We start from the raw sequence: 19,088 nt of genomic DNA on the forward strand, positions 1-19,088 counted from the left end.
TGACTCTCCTTGGTCTCCTTGCCGCCGACGGCCGGCTGCCGTGGCGCACGACTCCCCAGCCTATCGGTTCGCGCCCCGCCGCGGACACAGGCCGCTGGCGATGGAACTCACACTTTCTCTGCCCACTGGGGACCGCCTCGGCGCGGGACGGCAAGGTAGACTGGGGGCACACCCAAACCTATCTTCCGTACCGACGGCTGTGCATCGGCACAAGCCCTGGAGAATGACGCGTACGGTTCCGGCCCGGATTGCCAGACATGATCGCACAAGCGGCCGCAGGGTAGATCGCCACTTCAGTCATCTGCGATCAAGTGTGTGCCGCAAGTGAGAGTGAGACCTCATGTCCGAACAGTCCGCCGAATCCACCCCGACCTTCTCCGAACTCGGCCTCCACCCGGAGGTGCTGCGCGCCGTCGATGCGCTCGGCTACGAGTCCCCCTCCCCCATCCAGGCCGCGACCATCCCCGCCCTCGTCGACGGCCGCGACGTCATCGGCCTCGCCCAGACCGGAACGGGCAAGACCGCGGCGTTCGCGCTGCCGGTCCTCTCCCACCTCGCCGAGGCGGGGCGCGCCGAGGACGGCCCGTTCGCCCTCGTGCTCACCCCCACCCGTGAGCTCGCGCTCCAGGTCGCCGAGGCGTTCACCTCGTATGCGACGAACCTCGACGACTTCTCCGTGCTCCCGATCTACGGCGGGCAGTCCTACGGCCCCCAGCTGGCCGGGCTCAAGCGCGGTGCGCAGGTCGTCGTCGGCACGCCCGGGCGCGTCATCGACCACCTCAAGCGGGGTTCCCTCAAGCTCCAGAACCTCCAGCACCTCGTGCTCGACGAGGCCGATGAGATGCTCAAGATGGGCTTCGCCGAGGACATCGAGGAGATCTTCAACGCCACCGGCGACTCCCGCCAGGTCGCCCTCTTCTCCGCGACGATGCCGACCTCGATCCACCGCCTCACCGGCAAGTACCTCAACGATCCCGAAGAAGTCAGGGTCGCGGCGAAGTCGCAGACCGGGTCGAACATCCGCCAGCGCTACCTCATGGTCCAGCACTCCCACAAGCTCGACGCCCTCACCCGGATCCTCGAGGTCGAGGAGTACGACGGCATCATCATGTTCGTGCGCACGAAGCAGGCCACCGAGGAGCTCGCGGAGAAGCTGCGGGCCCGCGGGTTCAAGGCCTCGGCGATCAACGGCGACATCCCGCAACAGGCACGTGAGCGCACCGTCGAGATGCTGCGCGAGGGCAAGATCGACATCCTCGTCGCCACCGACGTCGCCGCGCGCGGTCTCGACGTCGAGCGCATCTCGCTCGTCGTCAACTACGACATCCCGCACGACACGGAGTCCTACGTCCACCGCATCGGCCGCACCGGTCGTGCCGGCCGCTCCGGCGAGGCGATCCTCTTCATCACCCCGCGTGAGCAGCGTCTGCTCGGTTCGATCGAGCGCGCGACGAAGCAGAAGGTCGAACCGCTGACGCTGCCAAGCGTCGAGGAGCTGACGAACACGCGCGTCGAGAAGTTCACCAAGCGCATCGACGACGCCCTGGCGACGACCGAGCTCAGCGAGCTCGCGACCGTCATCGAGCAGTACGAGCTCAGCCGCAACGTGCCGGCCACGGACATCGCGGCCGCGCTGGCCGCGCTCCTCCTCGAGTCGAACTCGCTCAAGGCCGAGCCGATGCCCGAGCCCACCCGCGGCAAGCAGGGCCGTGACCGCGATCGCGACGGCAAGCCCGGCCGGGAGCGCGGGGCGCGCAGCCGCGAGGGCATGGTCACCTACCGTCTCGCAGTCGGGCGCAACGAGCGCGTGCAGCCGGGGTCGATCGTCGGTGCGATCGCGAACGAGGGCGGCATCACCTCGAAGCAGATCGGCCACATCGACATCCGGTCGAACCACACGCTCGTCGACCTGCCGCAGGATCTCGATCCGGGCGTGCTCAAGAAGCTCGCGCACACCGAGATCCAGGGTCGGCCGATCGACATCCGTCCCGATTCGGGTCGTCCGGGCCGCCCGTTCAAGAAGCGCAACTTCGACAAGCAGCCCGGCGACAACCGCAACTTCCGCGGCGACCGTCGTGGCGGCGGCAAGAAGTTCGGCGGGCGTGACCGCGATCGTTCGCGCGACCGCTACTGAGATTCGACCTCGAAGGGCCCGCAGCAACTGTGCTGCGGGCCCTTCGGGCATTCTGGAGGCGATTGCCTCGTCGACCGTCCGTTCGACATTCCGGCCCAACCGCCGTCCGTCCGACGCTCCGGCCCGAACGCCGTCCTCGCACTATCGGTTGCAGCACAGGTGAGTTTCGGGGGCTCAGTTCGTGAACAGGGCCCTCGACACCAGGGTGAGCCCGAACGGCCGGCCGGCAGCGAGCACCGGCCCGAGTCGACTCCCAGCACCGTCCCGACCGGGTTTGCGCCAGTCTGATCCGAGATGGCCAATGCAGGAACTGGCCATCTCGGCTCGAACTGGCGCAAAACGCAGAACCGCTGGTCTATGACGCGCCGGGTGCCTCGTAGCACCTCGGCCCGAACGCCGTCCGCGCACTATTGGTTGCGGCTCAGGTGAGTTTCGAGGGCTCAGCTCGTAAACAGAGCCGTGGAAACCAGGGTGAGCCCGAAACGTCGGCCGGCAGCGAGCACCTGCCCGAGTCGACTGTTCGAGTCCCCACAACGCCCTCCAAGCAGGATACGCCCCGCCCTCAGGCTCCCGCGGCCCCTCCTGGGCGGTCGATGGCGCCGCCGAAGCGCCGGTCGCGTCGTGCGTACTCCTCGATCGCCGTCCACAGGGTGCGCCGGTCGACATCAGGCCAGAGCACGTCCTGGAACACCATCTCGGCGTAGGCGGACTGCCAGAGGAGGAAGTTCGAGGTCCGCTGCTCCCCCGACGACCGGACGAAGAGGTCGACGTCGGGCACCTGCGGCGCGTAGAGCCGGGCGCGCAGGGTCTTCTCGCTCACCTTGCCGGGCTTGAGCCGGCCGGCGGCCACCTCGGCGGTGATCTCGTTGACGGCGTCGACGATCTCCGAGCGTCCGCCGTAATTCACGCAGAACTGGAGGGTCAGGCCCGTGTTGTGCTTCGTCATCTCGGCGGCGGTCTCGAGTTCGTCGATGACCGAGCGCCACAGACGCCCCCGCCGCCCCGACCACACGATGCGCACGCCCAGGGCGTTGAGCTCGTCCCGGCGCCGGCGGATGACATCGCGGTTGAAGCCCATGAGGAAGCGCACCTCCTCGGGTGAGCGCTTCCAGTTCTCCGTCGAGAACGCGTACGCCGACAGGTAGTCGACGCCGATCTCGATGGCGCCGTGGATGACGTCGAGGAGGGACGCCTCGCCGGCCTTGTGTCCCTCGGTCCGCGGCAGTCCGCGCTCGTTGGCCCAACGGCCGTTGCCGTCCATGACGACGGCGACGTGGCGGGGAACGAACTTCTCGTCGAGGCGCGGCGGCGTCGCCCCGCTCGGATGGGCGGGTGGGGCGGGATAGCTCACGTGCGCTCCAGGACTCTCAAGGATCGGATGTTGCGTTCGAGGTGCCACGACACCCAGTCGGAGACGAGCTTCGACCCGTCCATCTGGTCGTGGAGGTCTGAGGCCTCGGCGTGCGCCCAGTCCCCGGTGAGGAGGGCCGCGAGGTGGTCGAGGGCGTCGGTGTCGGGCAGCGCGGCACCGCTGGGCCGGCAGCCCGAGCAGACGGCCCCGCCGAGGGCCGCGGAGAACGCCCGGTGCGGTCCGGGCGCCCCGCACTGGGCGCAGTCGGCGAGGCTCGGGGCCCACCCGGCCACCGACATCGCCCGCAGCAGGTAGGCGTCGAGGGCCAGGCGCGGCGGGTGCTCGCCCTTGCACAGGGAGCGGATCGCTGCGACGAGGAGGAGGAACTGCGCCCGGGAGACGGGTTCGGCTTCCGTGATCCTGCTCGCCGTCTCCGCCATCACCGAGGCGGCCGAATAGGCATCGTAGTCCGCGCCGATGCCGCGGGCGAAGGGTTCGATGAGCTCGACCTGGGTGACGATGTCGAGGTTGCGCCCGACGTGGCATTGGACGTCGATGAGCATGAACGGCTCGAGGCGGGAGCCGAACCGGGACTTCGTGCGCCGCACCCCCTTGGCCACCGCGCGGACGAGTCCGTGGCTGCGGGTGAGCACGGTGACGATGCGGTCGGCTTCACCGAGCTTGTGGCCCGAGAGGACGATGCCCTCATCACGATAGTTGTGCACCGCACCATTATCGCAGAGCGCACCGTCAACCGCGCCGAGGCGGCCCGTGTCGCCCGCACTCCCGTGCCCGAGGCGGCCCGTGTCGCCCGTACTCCCGTGCCCGAGGCGGCCCGGCCGAATGCGAGGGGCACAGCCCACCACGCCCCACCGACCGGCCTGACCAGCCGGTCGGCTGACGGTCAGTCGACCAGCTGACGGTCAGCAGATCGGCGAAAGGGTCAGCGGTCGGACTCGGCGTCGCGCGCGGCGCGGTTGACCGCGGAGATGACGGCCTTGAGCGAGGCCTTCGTGATGTTCGGGTGGAGACCCGCGCCCCAGCGCACCCGGTCCTCGATGGCGAGTTCGACGTAGGCGGCGGCCATCGTGTCCGCGCCCGAGCCGATCGCGTGCTCCGTGTAGTCCTGGAGGCGCATGTCGATGTCGAAGTTGTCGTTGAGAACGCGGACGAGGGCGTCGATCGGGCCCTTGCCGCGGCCTTCGTAGGTCCGCTCCTGACCGTCGACGATGAGGTCGACCTCGATGCGCTCGGAGGCGCTCGTGTCGTCGACGGCACCGGATTCGGTCCGCAGACCCACGATCTGGAAGCGACCCCACGTGGCGTCGGGGTCGTCGCTCGGCAGGTACTCGTGGTTGAAGATGCGGCGGATCTCCTCGGCGGTGACCTCACCGCCGGCCTCAGTGTGCTGCTGGACGGCCTTGGAGAACTCGACCTGCATGCGGCGCGGCAGATCGAGACCGTACTCGCTCTTGAGCAGATACGTCACTCCGCCCTTTCCCGACTGCGAGTTGACGCGGATGATCGCCTCGTAGGAGCGTCCCAGGTCCTTCGGGTCGACGGGCAGGTAGGGCATGTCCCATTCCATGAGGTCGACGGGCACGCCGTCGGCTTTGGCGTTGCGCTCCCGGTCGGCGAAGGCCTTGTTGATCGCATCCTGATGCGAACCGGAGAACGAGGTGAACACGAGGTCCCCGCCGTAGGGGTGGCGCTCGTGGACGCCGATCTGGTTGCATTCGGTGACGGTGTGGATGACCTCGTCGATGTCGGAGAAGTCGAGTTCGGGGTCGACGCCCTGCGTGTAGAGGTTGAGGGCGACGGTGACGAGGTCGAGGTTGCCGGTGCGCTCACCGTTGCCGAAGAGGCAGCCCTCGATCCGGTCGGCCCCGGCCATGATGCCGAGTTCGGCGGCGGCGACGCCGGTGCCGCGGTCATTGTGCGGGTGGAGGGAGACGGCCACCTCGTCGCGGTAGGGCATGTTGCGGCAGAACCATTCGATCTGGTCCGCGTACGTGTTCGGGGTGCCGCGCTCGACGGTGGCGGGGAGGTTGACGACGGTTTCGCGACCCGCGCCGGGCTGCCACATGTCGAGGACGCTGCCGACGATGTCGAGGGCGAACTCCGGTTCGGTGTCGACGAAGATCTCCGGCGAGTACTGGTACCCGAAGTCCGAGCCGGACAGCAGCGTCTCGGCGTGCTTCATCACCGCCTGCGTGCCCTGCAGGGCGATGTCGCGGGTCTGGTCGAAGCCGTCGCCGTCGAATCCGAAGACGACCTTGCGGAAGACGGGGGCGGTCGCGTTGTAGAGGTGGACGGTCGGCATCTTCGCCCCGACGAGGGACTCGACGGTCCGCTCGATGAGATCCTCACGGGCCTGCGTGAGCACGGAGATGCGCACGTCGTCGGGGATCGCGTCGTCCTCGATGATCGAGCGCACGAAGTCGAAGTCGACCTGGCTGGCGGCGGGGAAGCCCACCTCGATCTCCTTGAAGCCGAGCTTGACGAGGAGATCGAACATCCGCCGCTTGCGGTCGGGGGTCATCGGGTCGATGAGCGCCTGGTTGCCGTCGCGCAGGTCGGTGCTCAGCCAGCGCGGGGCCTTCCGGATGACCTGGTCAGGCCAGGTGCGATCGTGCATGTCGAGCACGATCCGATCCTGGAACGACTTGTACTTCGTGAATGGCATGGGGGTCGGCTGCTGCAGGTTCATCATTCCTCATCATCTGTCGTCGGGGTTTACAGCATGAGAGCCTCCGCGACGAGGGCGCTGTCCGAATCAGGACTCGTCGCGGCACGGAAGGAGGAGGAACCTGTGAGCCACGCCTCCACCGTAGACCGTGATGAGCCGCAGGCGGACACGTTGTCCACATCTCAAGACAGGTACCGGGCGGTCGCGGACAGCGGAGACCACCCCGCGCAGGCGGTGGGCTCAGTCGCCGAGGCGGTGCGCTCAGTCGCCGAGGCGGTGCGCTCAGTCGCCGAGGAAGTCGACCGAGGCCCGTCGCATCGTGAAGCCGACACCGGTGTCGTCGGCCGTGCACGTCATGCCGTCCTCGGCCGAGGTGCACGTCATCCCCGAAGCGGAGATCGACTCACCGTAGCCGAGCACGCGCGCCGGGCCCGAGCTCGCCGGGGCCTCCCGGCACGAGAAGCCCGCGCCCTCGCCGTTGGCGACGACGACCGAGCCCCAATTGTCCATCTGACAGTCCTCGGGCCTCTCCGGGGGCGTGTAGTCGAACGAGGCGATGACGCACCGGGCCCGGTCGGCGTCGATCGTGCATTCGATGTTGCCCGACGGCGACGCGAACGTCTCGACGGCCGCCGGCGGGCTCGAGGTCTCCGACCCCTGGCTCTCCGTCGGCGCGGGCGTGGGCTGGAGGGAGGGTGATTCCGGCGCCGAGGCGGTCTCCTCCGTGCCCTGCATCGAATCCCAGACGATGTAGCCGACGATTCCGATGGCGAGCACGAGGGCGATCGACGCGAGCACCCACAGCCAGGCGGGGACCTTCGCCGTCTCCGGTTCGCGCCGGTACGGTCCGCCCGGCCCGCCCGCGGAACCGGGACCGCCGGGTCCTCCCGGTCCGGTCGGCCCGCCGGGTCCGGTCGGTCCACCGGGTCCCGGGTATCCGCCGTTCTGGTATCCCGCGGCGTACGCGGCTCCGGCCGGTGCCGGAGTCCCCCCGCGCGGAGCCCCGCCGCTCGGCCGACCCTGCCCGCTCACCTGCGGGGAGAACTGGCCGGGCGCCGCGGCGCCGAAGCCCTCGGCGGGGCGCGACACGCCTTCGGCACCGCCGTAGTGCGGGGTGCCCTGCGGGTTCCACTGGCGGGGTGCCGCCGCTGCCTCGGCTTCGGCGAGGTCCGAGGAGTTGACCTTCCGGGGTGCCGCTGCGGGCTCATCGACCTCCGGGTCACCGCCTTCGGCGGCCGCGATGGCGCGGAGCTCCTCGAGACTGAGGACCTCGGTCGCCGCGGCGCCGTCGGCGGAGACCATCGACTTCAACCGGTCGATCTCCTCGGCGCTGAGCGCCTGCGTCGAGCCGTCGGCCTGCGGCGACTTGTCCTGGCCGATGAAGAGCTGCGTGGTGATCGAATCCGGAGTCTCCTCGGCCGGTTTCCGGCGCCCGGGGCGCGGAGGATGATTCGGCACGGGTGGAATACTCATGAGCGCCATTTTCTCACAGCCCCCGGCCTCCCCCTTTTCAGGTTCGTGAGAGGATGACCTCATGTTCAGTCGTCGCACCCGCGCAGGCGCGGGCCTCGTCGGACTCGCCGTCACCGTCTCCCTGGCGTCGTGCGGGCCCGCAGACGACTCCCCCGACCGCGCGATCGCGGCACCCGCCCAACAGGGTCCGAGCGGTGACTTCGCCGTTCCGGTCCAGCACGAGCCCGGGACCGCCTCGGCGACGAAATCCGGGGAACGGGAAGGGGAGGCATCCGGACAGGACCCGGCTCCGGCACTGCCCGGGCTCGGACCGGAGACCTCGGCCCAGATCCCGTCCGAGACGACTCAGGCGCTCGTCGTCTCGAGCCCGGACGCGGACTCCGAGTCCGGGGAGCTGCGCGTCTACCGGCGCACCGGCGACGAATGGGAGAAGGAGAAGACCTTCGCCACGCACAACGGGTCGGCGGGATGGCTGGCCGACCGCCGCGAAGGCGACAAGACGAGCCCGATCGGCGTCTTCACCCTCAGCGATGCCGGCGGCTATGCCGAGAATCCCGGCACCAAGCTGCCGTACACGCGGGACAAGGGCCTCTCCGCCTCGGCGAGCGTCGCGTACGGACCCGAGTACGAACGGGTCTTCGACTACGTCATCGCCATCGACTACAACCGCGCGCCCGGCACTCCCCCGACCGACCGCACGCGTCCGCTGGGCAAGGACCGGGGCGGCGGGATCTGGCTCCATCTCGACCATGATTCGGGGACGAACGGCTGCGTCACCCTGCAGAAGGACGATCTCGTGTGGCTGCTGGAGAACCTCGACCCGAAGGCGCATCCGCGGATCGCGATGGGCCCGGCCGCAGAACTGGCGAAATAGGAGGCGAGCGCATGCGAGAGGTCATCATCTCCCTCGTGCAGTCGATCAACGGCGCATATGCCCAGGACGGGTGGTCGACGGGGGTGTCGACGCCCACGGACTTCACGTACTTCGTCGGCCTGCGGAGGCGGGCCGGGGCGATCCTCATCGATCGCCGCACGGCACTCAACCCGCAGCTGCCGATGATCAACGCGCCCGGCAAGGTGCTCGAGCACACCCCCGTCTACGTGCTCACGGAATCCGACGCTGAGGTCCTGTCTCAGCAGCTCGCGGAGCGCGGCCTCGACTATCGTGCCGTCCACTTCACCCCCGACAGCCTGCCCGAGGTGATCGCGGGACTCGAGACGACCGGCGACATGCTCCTCTGCGAATCCGGCCCCAACCTCGCCTACCGTCTCCTCGACCACGGCCCCGGCGTCGAACTGCATCTGAGCATCTCCCCGCGCTACCTCAAGGATCCCGGCACGCACTTCTCCGCCCTCGACGCCGACATCCCGCTGCGCGTCCGCGGCGTCGAACAGCGCGACGACCAGGTCATCATCCGCTACGTGCGCGCGTGACCTCAGCGTCGTCCATGGAGTGACCCCGCCGAGGCGGTCGGTCGTCCCGTCCGCGCCGACGCAGTCGACACACGCCACCGGGCGCGCGATCACCGCCCCGGTGAGAGGAAGGTGACGATCTCCTCGCCACCCGACGAATCCGCGCTTGCCGACGAGCCCTCTCCTCCCGGCGAACCCGTGCGCCCGGACTCATCGGAGGCGATCCCGCCACGCTCGAGGATCGCTGCCGCGGCGGCGCTCACCTCGGCGATGTCGATCGTCTCCACTCCCCCGGTGAGGTCGTTGCGGTCATCACCGGAGACGGGGGCGAGGATCGTCAGCTCCCGGAACCGGACGTCGGCGGTCTCGGCATCGGCGACGCGGATGAGCATCGACTGGGCGGCGCCGAAGACGCTGATCGCCCCCGATCCGCTCAGGGCCTCGATGCTCGCGACCCCGTTGAGGGCGAGATGCGTCCCCACGCCCAGGTCGGCCGAGATCTTCGCAGCGGTGAAGTGTCCGCGCAGGTGAGAGGCATAATCCTCGTCGAACGCGGTCAGCCCGCGGGTGAGCACCGGGTCACCGACGGACCAGCCACCGATCGCGGCGATCACGGCGTCCGCCTCGGCGCCGAGGTCGGCCAACCCCGCCTTGACGGTCTCGGGATGATCGACCCAGTCCGGGCACACGAGCGGGGTGTAGGCGACGGGACCGTCGGGCAGTGCACGGACGACGCCGATGATCTCGTGCGCGGTGCCGAGGTGGGCGGACAGATGCGTGCCGACCCAACCGGAGGCACCGAAGAGGAGGATGCGCATCGGCCCAGTCTATGACCCCGGCGTACCGAGACGACTGCGCAGACACGACCGCCCTGACACGACTGTCCAGCGACGATCGCGCAGGCCGCCCCGAATCGGAGACCCGACCGCGCCCCGCTCAGTTCGAGTAGAAGACGCGCACGCCCTCGCTCGCGGTGAACGTCATGTAGCCGCCTTCGAAGTTCTGGCGGGTCTTGCCGCCGGAGGAGAACTCGCCGGTCGTCGGCAGTCCGAGCCGACTGCGCTCCCACCCGAGCTCCTTCCACTTGCTCAGCATCCCGTAGCTGAGCGGCTGGCCCTTCGTCGCCGCCGAGTACGTGATGATGCCGTGCTCGAACCCCTGGTAGACGGCATCGGAGCGGTACCTGAACGTCACCTCGTCGGTCGTGGGGAATCCGAGCAGCCCCTTCTCGTACTTCAGCGCCGCATACGCGGAGCGGATGCCGCCCTTGTTGAGGTGGGCGCCGGTCGACTTCGACCAGTAGACGACGCCCTTCTGGAAGAACTGGTACGCCCCGTCGGGGTTCGACAGGGACCGCTCGGGGCCCGTGGGCTCACCGGTGGCGGCCTTGTTGGCGCGGTAGTACGACCCGATCGCCCCGCCGACGGAGTAGCCGAGGTCGTCCTGGAGCGCCGCGGCATTCGTTCTCATCGCCCCGAGCCGGGAGTAGAACGCCCCGCCCGGACAGTCCGTGTAGCTCGTGTCCCGATGCCCGGAGACGGTCTTGAGCGTGACCTTCTGCCCTGCCGGGTACTTCGACGTCCCGCCTCCGCCGGAGGTCAGGGTCATCGATCCGGTCGGGGAGAATCCGTACGTGTTCGCCTTCCACGCGATGACGCGCTCGACGGCCTTCTGCGCGGCCGAGCTCGGCGCCGATCCCGTGTACGTGCCGAGCACGCTCACCCCGATCGTCGAGGAGTTGAACCCGGACGCGTGCGCCCCGGTGATCGCCTTGTCGATGCTGCCGGCCCGGCCTTCGTAGATGTTGCCGAACCGGTCGACGAGGAAGTTGTAGCCGATGTCGCACCAGCCCCGCGACTGCGTGTGGTAGGCGAGGTAGCCGCGGATGATGCCCGGCGCCTCGGCCTCGGAGTACGAGTTCGACCCGGCGGTGTGGTGGACGAAGACGCCCTTCGCGCTCGACGTCTGATCCGACTGGCAGCGCACGAGGCTCTCATCGGCACCCCATTCGGCGCGGGTGATGATGTTGGCCTTGGGCCCCTCGTTGTACTTCTGCGGGGACAGGCCCGACGGCGTTCCCGGATCGGGTCGCTTGGCGAGTGACTCGTCGGCGTCGGTGACCGGGGTCGCGGCGGTCGTGATCGTCAGGTCCGTCGTTGCCGCACCGGCGGCGGAGGCGCGGACTTCGACCGCGGTCGCGTCGAGGACGGGTACGGCCTCGGACTCCCCGGCCGCGTCGGTGGACTGTGCGGCCTCCGGCGAGGACTCATCGGGGCCCGGGTCGTCTGCGGCCGGCAGGTCCTCCCAGCCTGTCCAGGCTCCGTTCGTCTCCGAGCGGAATTCGAGTTCGGGATCCTCACCGTTCCAGCGGGCGCCGAGGATCGTCACCTCGGCGGGGTCGAGGTCGATCCGTTCGACGTCGCTGACGGCAGCGGAGTACGTGTCGACGGCCGTTCCCCCGCCCGCCGTGGAGCCGGTGGAGGAGTCCGGGGAGGACGCATCCGGCGCCGAGGCGGGCGCTGAGGACGGCGCAGATGTGGGGTCGGGAGATGGCGTGGAGTCGTCCTCGCCGCCCGCCGGAGCACTGCTCGGCGGCGCACTGCTCGACGGCGCGGAGCCGAGTCCGGGCTCGGGGGCGTCGGCGGCGAGCGCCGGCACGCCGATCGACGCGGCGATGAGGGTGGTGGTCACGGCGGTCACGGTCAGGGAGAGAGCTCTCATGGGCATCCTGCTTCCTCGCTCGGTCACGGCTGCGACGATACCTCAGCTGAGAGTGACTTGTGAACCCTCTCACACCGAATCCGCGCAGGTTCGCCGCCCGAAATGACCGCGCGGTAGGCTTCTGTGGTCCCCTCCCGCCCGATCCGTGAGAGTCCTCCATGCCCCAGCCCAGCGACCTTCAGCGCAGTCGTGAGCTCACGCGGCTCGAAGTGCTCCTCGACACCGTCGCCAACCGCTGGCTCACCCGTGTCCCCGCGGGGCTGCGGGAATTCCTCGCCTTCGGGATCAAGCAGGCCTGGGCGTGTCTCTTCGGGGCGCTCATGCTGACCGCCATCATCCTCACCTCGTGGTGGTATCCCGCCGATGCGCCGGTCGCCCGCAATGACGTCCTCGTCATCATCGCCGTGCTCATCCAGATCGGGATGCTCGCCTTCCGGCTCGAGACCGGTCGCGAGTTCCTCGTCATCGTCCTCTTCCACATCGTCGGCACGGTCATGGAGCTCTTCAAGACCGCGGTGGGCTCGTGGAACTACGCCCCCGGCGGCGTCCTCCACATCGGCGCGGTGCCCCTGTTCACAGGGTTCATGTACGCGGCCGTCGGCTCCTACATCGTCCGCGTGTACCGGCTCTTCGACCTCCGCTTCAGCCACTACCCGCCGAGGTGGATCACCGCCCTCATCGCCGTGGCCATCTACGTCAACTTCTTCGCCCACCACTTCGTCATCGACATCCGCCTGTTCCTCGTCGCGGCCACCGTCGTCGTCTACTTCCGCTGCGTCATGCACTTCCGCGTCCACACCCGTACCCTGCGCATGCCGATCCTCCTCGCCTTCGTCCTCGTCGCGTTCTTCATCTGGATCGCGGAGAACATCGGCACCGCGGCCGGCGCGTGGCTCTACCCCTCGCAGGCCGAGGGCTGGGAGCTCGTGCCCGTGACGAAGCTCGTCGCGTGGTTCCTCCTCATGATGATCTCCGTCGTCCTCGTCACGTTCGTCTACCCGCCCCGGCCCCCGGAGACGACGGCGCACCGCGGTTCCGCCGACCGCCCCTCCTGATCAGCGCCACCGGCCCGGTGAGCACCTATACTCGGGACCAACGACGTCGAAGGGGACTTCATGGCTGCCGCGGAACCGGACGCGCCGAGCGCACTCGAATCGGCCATGCGCCCGCCGTCGGGCACCTATCTCCACCTGAGCAGGAGAATCGTCCTCCGCGTCCTCGCCGGTCTCGTCGTCCTCGTCCTCCTCGCCGTCCTCCTCGGCATCGTCGTCGTCCGCCGCTCCTTTCCCACGACCGACGGGGAGATCAGCCTGCCGGGACTCGACGCGCAGGTCACCGTGACCCGGGACGGCAGCGGCATCCCGATGATCGAGGCCTCGACCGCGCACGACCTCTTCCTCGCCCAGGGCTTCGTCCACGCCCAGGACCGGTTCTGGGAGATGGACTTCCGACGCAAGGTCACTGCGGGGCGACTCTCGGAGTACTTCGGTCCCTCGCAGTACGGCACGGATGCCTTCATCCGCACCCTCGGCTGGCGCAGGGTCGCCGAGGAGGAGGTCGCCCAGCTCGATCAGACGACGCTCGGCTATTACGAGGCTTACGCCGAGGGTGTCAACGCCTACCTCAAGGATCGCTCCCCCACCGAGGTCTCCCTCGAATACGGGATCCTCGGCCTCCAGGCCGGACCGATCGAGATCGAGGAGTGGACGCCGGCCGACAGCGTCGCCTGGCTCAAGGCGATGGCGTGGGACCTGCGGTCGAACCTCGAGGACGAGATCGACCGGGCGATCACCAGCGCGGCGCTCACCGAGGAGCAGATGGCCGACATCTACCCCGACTATCCGTACGACGAGCGACCGACGATCATCGACGGCCCGCCCGGTGACGCCCCGCCGGCCCCCGCCGACGATCCCCCCGACGGCCAGTCCGCGACCGGTGGCGACTCAACCACCTCCGGGAGCTCAGCCACCGCCGACGACCCAGGCCCCACCTCGGCGGGGAGCTCCGGCGACCCGACCACCACCTCGGCGGGGAGCTCCGGCGACCCGAACACCACCTCGGCGGGAGATGACAGCGCCCCGCAGGCCGGCGGATCCGTCACCCCTGACAGCGGGCCCACCGCCGGGCCCACCGCCGGTCCCGCGTCTGACGGCACCCTGCCGGAGGACCTCGGCGAACTCGATGCCCGCCTGCGGGAGATCCCGGGCCTGCTGGGGATGAACAGCCGCGATATCGGATCGAACTCGTGGGTGGTCTCCGGTGCGCTCACGGACACGGGTGCGCCCCTGCTCGCCAACGATCCGCACCTGTCCCCGGCGATGCCCTCGGTCTGGTATCAGGTCGGGCTGCGGTGCTCCCAGGTCACGCCTGAGTGCCCGTTCGACGTTTCGGGATTCTCGTTCTCGGGTCTGCCCGGGGTCGTCATCGGACACAATCAGTCGATCGCGTGGGGCATGACGAACCTCGGTCCCGATGTCACGGACCTCGTCGTCGAGCGGATCGACGACGCCGATGCGATCTACGACGATGAGAGGGAACGCGTCGTCACACGGCAGGAGACGATCCGGATCGCGAAGGAGGAGCCGCGGACGATGACGATCTGGGAGACGAAGCACGGCCCGATCGTCTCCGGCCTCGACGACACGTATCGCACGGTCCTCGACTCGACGACCGGAGCGGAGTCCCCGTCGGCCGACAGCGGGTTGGCCGGTGCTCGCTACCAGCTCGCCCTCGAATGGACGGCGCTCACCCCCGGCCGCACCGCCTCGGCGATCTTCGCGCTCAACAAGGCGACGAACTGGGAGGAGTTCCGAGCCGCCGCCGAACTCTTTGACGTGCCCTCCCAGAACCTCGTCTACGCCGACGTCGAAGGCAACATCGGCTACCAGGCGCCGGGGAAGATCCCCCGCCGCGGCACCGCCGACGGCATGCTCCCCCGCCAGGGGTGGGACTCGGACCAGGACTGGCAGGGGTGGATCGGCTTCGACGAGCTGCCCTCGGCCCTCAATCCCGAGCGCGGGTGGATCGTCACCGCGAACAACCCCGTCACCCGGCCGGGCGAGTCCGTGCGCCTCGGCGACGACTACGACGATGGGGACCGGGCGACCCGGATCACCGACCTCCTCACCGAGGCGATCGCGGCGGGCCCGGTGAGCGCCGACGACTTCGCGGCGATCCAGGGCGATGATCGCAATCCCCTGGCCGACACGCTCGTGCCCCGGCTGCTCGCGCTCGAGGCGAACGGCGACCCCGACATCGAAGCCGCCCAGGAGATGCTGCGGACCTGGGACGGCCGGGATTCCGCGGACAGCGCGGGGGCCGCATACTTCAACGTCGTCGTCTCGACGATCCTCGCCGAGGTGTTCGCCCCGAAGCTGCCGGCGGAGGTCCGTCCCTCCGGGGGCAGCCGCTGGTATCTCGTCATCGACGATCTGCTCACCGAACCGGAGTCGCCGTGGTGGTCGGACGCCGACGTCACCGGCCGGGACGAAGCGCTCACCCGCGCGCTCGGGTCGGCGTGGACCCGGACCGCCGACCTTCTCGGGCCCGAACCGGTGACCTGGCGGTGGGGCACCCTGCACGAGCTGACGATCAGGAACGCGAGCCTCGGCGAATCGGGGATCACCGCTGTGGAGAAGCTCTTCAACCGCGGGCCGTTCGAGGTCTCCGGCGGCTCGGGCGTCGTCAACGCCACCGGCTGGGACGCCGCGGTCGGCTTCAAGACGGACTGGGTGCCGTCGATGCGGCAGATCATCGACGTCGGGGACTTCGACCGCTCGCGGTGGATCAACCTCACCGGGGCCTCGGGTCATGCGTTCAACCCGAACTACGCCGATCAGACGGAGGACTGGGCGGCGAATCGGACCCGGCCGTGGGCGTACTCACCGGCGGCGGTGGCCGCAGCCGCCGAGGACACGCTCGTCCTCACGCCGTGACGGGTGCCGTGCCGCACCTCGGCGCGGACCGCGGGGCCACCGGACACCGGCGGCAGGGCGCCGGACCCTCAGTCGTGCGGGAGGACCTTCGTCTCGAGGAAGTTCGCGACATCGTCCTCCCATCGGACGGGGTCGACGTTCCATTCCTTCGTGTGCCGGGCCTTGACGTACGGGGGCATCGTCACGAGGTCGCGACGGACCGAGGCGAGGGCGTGCGAGGGTGAGGACGGAACGAACTCGTCGTCGTCGGAGTGGATGAGGAGGACGGGCACATCGAGTTCCGCGGCCCGGGTCACCCAGTCCATCCGCCCGAGGTCGAGCGGGGTCTCGAGGCCGGTGATCGGGCGCGCCCACGGCTGCGTGATCATCTCGAGCGTGAGCTTCGCGACCGGGGTCGGGAGCATGTTCTTCTTCGCCTGGCCGTCGAGGACGTTGATCCAGTCGACGACGGGGCCGTCGAGGACGAGGGCGGCGATGTGCTCGCGGTTGCGTCCGCGCGAGGCCGCCTGGAAGGCGATCGCCCCGCCCATCGACCAGCCGAAGAGGACGACATTGCGGGCGCCGTGGGCGAGCGCGAAGTCGATCGCGGCGTCGACGTCGATCCATTCGGTGTCGCCGAGGCCGTAGCGCGAGGAGGACTCGATGCGCACCTCGGCGTCGTTGCGGTAGGACATCGCGATCGCCGGCACGCCGAGCGTGTTGAGCACGGGGGCCGCCCGCAGACCCTCGGCGCGCGTGCTCGCGCGTCCGTGGATGAGGATCGCCCACGTGTCGCGGGGTTCGGGATGGTCGGTGGGCAGGTACCAGGCCGGCAGCATCCCGGCGTCGGATTCGAGGTCGATGTCCTCGAACTTCACTCCCGCCGCGAGCGGGTCCGGGTAGACGACGCCCGTCCAGCGGCCGTGCCGGGCGCGGCGGATGTCGCCCTTGGTCACGCTGACGACCTCACGGGAGACGGTGCGCGAGCGCGGATCGTATTCGACGATGTCGCCGATCACCGCGTGCCCGGCCCCCTGGTTGAAGTAGAGGCCGTAGAGGCCCGGCACCGTCGTCTCCTCGTCGGCCGGGAGGTGGATGCGCATGTTCGGGGAGAAGCCGTCGATGTGGAGGATGTCGAGCTCTTCTGGGGCGTTCTCGGGAACGACGATGCGACGGGCGAAGTACGCGGCGAGTCCCGAGGAAGCCACTGAGATCACAGCGCCGATGCCGGCGCCGACGCCGACTGCGGCCAGCAGCAGGCGTGTGGGGAACTGAGAGTCGCGTGCCATGGTGTCATTCTCTCCCACGGAATGAGATCTCTCCAAACGCTGTTGACCTCATGGAAGAGTCGTGGGCGCCGCAGCGTCGGGCCCGTGCCGTCCCGGTGGTGGGACAATGGACACCACCGCACCGAGCAATGAGACCGGAGGTCACCATGAGCCATACTCCCACCCCCGCCGCTGACGGCACCGAGGAGGTCCGCTGGCAGGACGTGCTCACCCCGGAGGAGTTCGCCGTCCTCCGTCAGGGTGCCACGGAGCGTCCGTTCACCGGCGAGTACAACGACACGACGACGGTGGGCATGTACCAGTGTCGGGCGTGCGGGGCCGACCTGTTCCCCTCGGACACGAAGTTCGCCTCTCACTGCGGGTGGCCCTCGTTCTACGCTCCGCTCGCCGAGGATCGGGTCCGCTACATCAGGGACACCTCGATGGGCATGGAGCGGGTCGAGGTCCGCTGCGCGAACTGCGACTCCCACTTGGGCCACGTGTTCTCCGGTGAGGGCTACGACACCCCCACCGATCAGCGCTACTGCATCAACTCGATCTCGCTGCGGCTCAACGAGGACGCGCAGGATGCGTAAGTGAGCGGGCTCGTCATCAAGCCGTTCGCAGAGCTGACGACGGCCGAGCTCTACGGCATCCTCCAGCTGCGCTCCCAGGTCTTCGTCGTCGAGCAGGACTGCGTGTTCCTCGACCTCGACGGGGTCGACACCCTGCCGGGCACGCTCCATGCGTTCCATCCCGGCGACGGCGGGACGATCCCCGACTCCCACGGCGCCGAGGCGGGGGTGAGCCTGATGCCGCGCGCGTACGCCCGCATCCTCCCGGAGGGCTTCGCCGACGGGCCGGCCGCGGTGCCGGGGGCCCGCAGCATCGGCCGGGTCGTCACGGATCCGGCCGCCCGCGGTCAGGGGTGGGGCAGGCGGCTCATCGCCGAGGTGGTCGCCGAGTTCGCGCATCTGCCGCTCACGCTCAACGCCCAGTCCCATCTCGAGGGGTTCTACACCGGGTTCGGCTTCGCCTCGAACGGTCCCCGCTTCGACGAGGACGGCATCGAGCACACGCCGATGTCGCGGCCTGCGACCCCGGCCGGCTGAGCATCTGTCGCCCCGGGCACTTGAGATATGGACGGTTCCGGGGGCATCCGAGGTCTGGACGGCTCCGGGTGCCCGGGCCGAAAGGTCTACGAGGCCGCTGAGGAATCCCTCGCGTTCGAGGCGTCGACGGCGGCGATGATCCGGGTCATCGTCGCATGGAGATCGCGCACCCCCGCCTCGTCGATGTCGAGCTTGGCCATCATCTGGCCGGGAATCGCCTCGGCGGCCCGGCGCAGATCGGCACCGGTCGGGGTGAGCGTGACCTCGACGACGCGCTCGTCGCTGGCGCTGCGCTCACGCGTGACGTAGTCGAGGGCCTCGAGCCGCTTGACGAGCGGTGAGACCGTCGCCGGTTCGAGGCGGAGCAGCTCGGCGATGCGGCGGACCGGCAGGCTGCCGTGCTGCCAGAGGGCGAGCATGACGAGGTACTGCGGGTGGGTGAGGCGCAGCGGCTCGAGCACCGACCGATACGCGGAGATCACCCCGCGCGAGGCGACGGCGAGTGCGAAGCAGATCTGGCTCTCGAGAGCCAGCGGATCATCCAGGTCCATGAGTGTCCTCCCACGATTAGTTAGTGCACTAATCTTCAGTGTACTATTGAGTCATCAGTTTCGTCGCATCCACCGGGACCGTCCCGGCGCGATCCCGTCGAGGAGGACCTCCATGACCGAGCACCACGATCCCCAGCGCCGCGTCGCCTGGCTCAACTCCTTCTTCCGCCGCATCGTCGGCCCCGCGCAGGTCGACAGCTCGCGCCCCGGCGGGTACTTCGAGGACGAGCACCTGCGCCATGAGCGCCTCGACGCCCTCGGCCTCGAGATGCGCACCGATGCCGCCGGTCACTCCTACGTCGTCGCGAAGACCCCGCAGCCGCCGACCGACGACTGAGGCCCGGCTCCCCCGCCAACCCGGCGCGCACACGGCGCCGCTCCCCGCCTGCCCCCGCGCCAACGCTCCCCCGCACCGACGCGCAGAAGCGCACAAGCACACAAGCACCGACGCGCATGAGGCCG

The 19,088-nt window shown here is 69.3% G+C and carries 17 protein-coding genes; 9 read left to right on the top strand and 8 right to left on the bottom strand.

Going from position 1 to position 19,088, the window contains the following annotated elements; all coding sequences use genetic code 11:
* The first annotated feature begins 340 nt into the window (after positions 1-340).
* Complete coding sequence (locus ABD154_RS06155) at positions 341-2,134, top strand: DEAD/DEAH box helicase (protein ID WP_198498951.1); 1,794 nt, start codon at positions 341-343, stop codon at positions 2,132-2,134.
* Between the two features lie 562 nt (positions 2,135-2,696).
* On the opposite strand, the gene ABD154_RS06160 is transcribed toward ABD154_RS06155, so the two are convergent.
* Positions 2,697-3,485, bottom strand: a complete 789-nt coding sequence (locus tag ABD154_RS06160; RefSeq protein WP_198498952.1) for an isoprenyl transferase — start codon at positions 3,483-3,485, stop codon at positions 2,697-2,699.
* Positions 3,482-4,210 carry a DNA repair protein RecO gene (gene recO, locus ABD154_RS06165; RefSeq protein ID WP_198498953.1) on the bottom strand — a complete coding sequence of 243 codons (729 nt, stop codon included), beginning with the start codon at positions 4,208-4,210 and terminating at the stop codon, positions 3,482-3,484. Before recO ends, ABD154_RS06160 begins: the two co-directional genes overlap by 4 nt.
* Between recO and ABD154_RS06170 the strand changes: the two genes are divergently transcribed.
* Positions 4,205-4,405 (top strand): hypothetical protein, encoded by a 201-nt coding sequence (locus ABD154_RS06170; protein ID WP_344250600.1) that lies wholly within the window; start codon positions 4,205-4,207, stop codon positions 4,403-4,405. The genes recO and ABD154_RS06170 overlap by 6 nt on opposite strands.
* A gap of 23 nt (positions 4,406-4,428) precedes the next feature.
* On the opposite strand, the gene leuA is transcribed toward ABD154_RS06170, so the two are convergent.
* Positions 4,429-6,198, bottom strand: coding sequence for a 2-isopropylmalate synthase (gene leuA / locus ABD154_RS06175; RefSeq protein WP_198498955.1), 1,770 nt, complete (start codon positions 6,196-6,198; stop codon positions 4,429-4,431).
* Positions 6,199-6,456: 258 nt separating this feature from the next.
* Positions 6,457-7,647 carry a DUF6636 domain-containing protein gene (locus ABD154_RS06180; RefSeq protein ID WP_344250603.1) on the bottom strand — a complete coding sequence of 397 codons (1,191 nt, stop codon included), beginning with the start codon at positions 7,645-7,647 and terminating at the stop codon, positions 6,457-6,459.
* 61 nt (positions 7,648-7,708) lie between these two features.
* Here ABD154_RS06180 and ABD154_RS06185 point away from each other — a divergent pair, with 61 nt between their 5' ends.
* Both ABD154_RS06185 and ABD154_RS06190 read left to right on the top strand, forming a co-directional pair.
* Positions 7,709-8,521, top strand: coding sequence for a L,D-transpeptidase family protein (locus tag ABD154_RS06185; RefSeq protein ID WP_344250605.1), 813 nt, complete (start codon positions 7,709-7,711; stop codon positions 8,519-8,521).
* Positions 8,522-8,532: 11 nt separating this feature from the next.
* Positions 8,533-9,081 (top strand): dihydrofolate reductase family protein, encoded by a 549-nt coding sequence (locus ABD154_RS06190; protein ID WP_344250607.1) that lies wholly within the window; start codon positions 8,533-8,535, stop codon positions 9,079-9,081.
* Between the two features lie 89 nt (positions 9,082-9,170).
* On the opposite strand, the gene ABD154_RS06195 is transcribed toward ABD154_RS06190, so the two are convergent.
* Both ABD154_RS06195 and ABD154_RS06200 read right to left on the bottom strand, forming a co-directional pair.
* Positions 9,171-9,878 (bottom strand): NAD-dependent epimerase/dehydratase family protein, encoded by a 708-nt coding sequence (locus ABD154_RS06195; protein WP_344250609.1) that lies wholly within the window; start codon positions 9,876-9,878, stop codon positions 9,171-9,173.
* Between the two features lie 118 nt (positions 9,879-9,996).
* Positions 9,997-11,781 (bottom strand): N-acetylmuramoyl-L-alanine amidase, encoded by a 1,785-nt coding sequence (locus ABD154_RS06200; protein WP_344250611.1) that lies wholly within the window; start codon positions 11,779-11,781, stop codon positions 9,997-9,999.
* 158 nt (positions 11,782-11,939) lie between these two features.
* Here ABD154_RS06200 and ABD154_RS06205 point away from each other — a divergent pair, with 158 nt between their 5' ends.
* Both ABD154_RS06205 and ABD154_RS06210 read left to right on the top strand, forming a co-directional pair.
* Complete coding sequence (locus tag ABD154_RS06205; RefSeq protein ID WP_344250613.1) at positions 11,940-12,836, top strand: DUF817 domain-containing protein; 897 nt, start codon at positions 11,940-11,942, stop codon at positions 12,834-12,836.
* 60 nt (positions 12,837-12,896) lie between these two features.
* Positions 12,897-15,716 (top strand): penicillin acylase family protein, encoded by a 2,820-nt coding sequence (locus ABD154_RS06210; RefSeq protein ID WP_344250615.1) that lies wholly within the window; start codon positions 12,897-12,899, stop codon positions 15,714-15,716.
* Positions 15,717-15,784: 68 nt separating this feature from the next.
* On the opposite strand, the gene ABD154_RS06215 is transcribed toward ABD154_RS06210, so the two are convergent.
* Positions 15,785-16,984 (bottom strand): alpha/beta hydrolase family protein, encoded by a 1,200-nt coding sequence (locus tag ABD154_RS06215; protein WP_344250617.1) that lies wholly within the window; start codon positions 16,982-16,984, stop codon positions 15,785-15,787.
* A 146-nt stretch (positions 16,985-17,130) separates the two neighbouring features.
* Here ABD154_RS06215 and msrB point away from each other — a divergent pair, with 146 nt between their 5' ends.
* The gene (gene msrB, locus ABD154_RS06220; protein WP_198498964.1) at positions 17,131-17,559 is read left to right on the top strand and encodes a peptide-methionine (R)-S-oxide reductase MsrB; all 429 of its coding nucleotides are present in this window, start codon (positions 17,131-17,133) and stop codon (positions 17,557-17,559) included.
* Positions 17,560-18,075 carry a GNAT family N-acetyltransferase gene (locus ABD154_RS06225; RefSeq protein ID WP_344250619.1) on the top strand — a complete coding sequence of 172 codons (516 nt, stop codon included), beginning with the start codon at positions 17,560-17,562 and terminating at the stop codon, positions 18,073-18,075. It begins immediately after the preceding gene.
* 86 nt (positions 18,076-18,161) lie between these two features.
* Here ABD154_RS06225 and ABD154_RS06230 read toward each other — a convergent pair whose 3' ends face one another.
* Complete coding sequence (locus ABD154_RS06230; RefSeq protein ID WP_344250621.1) at positions 18,162-18,626, bottom strand: MarR family winged helix-turn-helix transcriptional regulator; 465 nt, start codon at positions 18,624-18,626, stop codon at positions 18,162-18,164.
* Positions 18,627-18,738: 112 nt separating this feature from the next.
* On the opposite strand from ABD154_RS06230, the gene ABD154_RS06235 reads away from it, so the two are divergent.
* Positions 18,739-18,963: a hypothetical protein gene (locus ABD154_RS06235; protein WP_198498967.1), complete on the top strand. Its 225-nt coding sequence runs from the start codon at positions 18,739-18,741 to the stop codon at positions 18,961-18,963.
* The last annotated feature ends 125 nt before the right edge of the window (positions 18,964-19,088 follow it).

The organism is Brevibacterium sanguinis (genome assembly GCF_039528855.1).
Lineage (GTDB): Bacteria > Actinomycetota > Actinomycetes > Actinomycetales > Brevibacteriaceae > Brevibacterium > Brevibacterium sanguinis.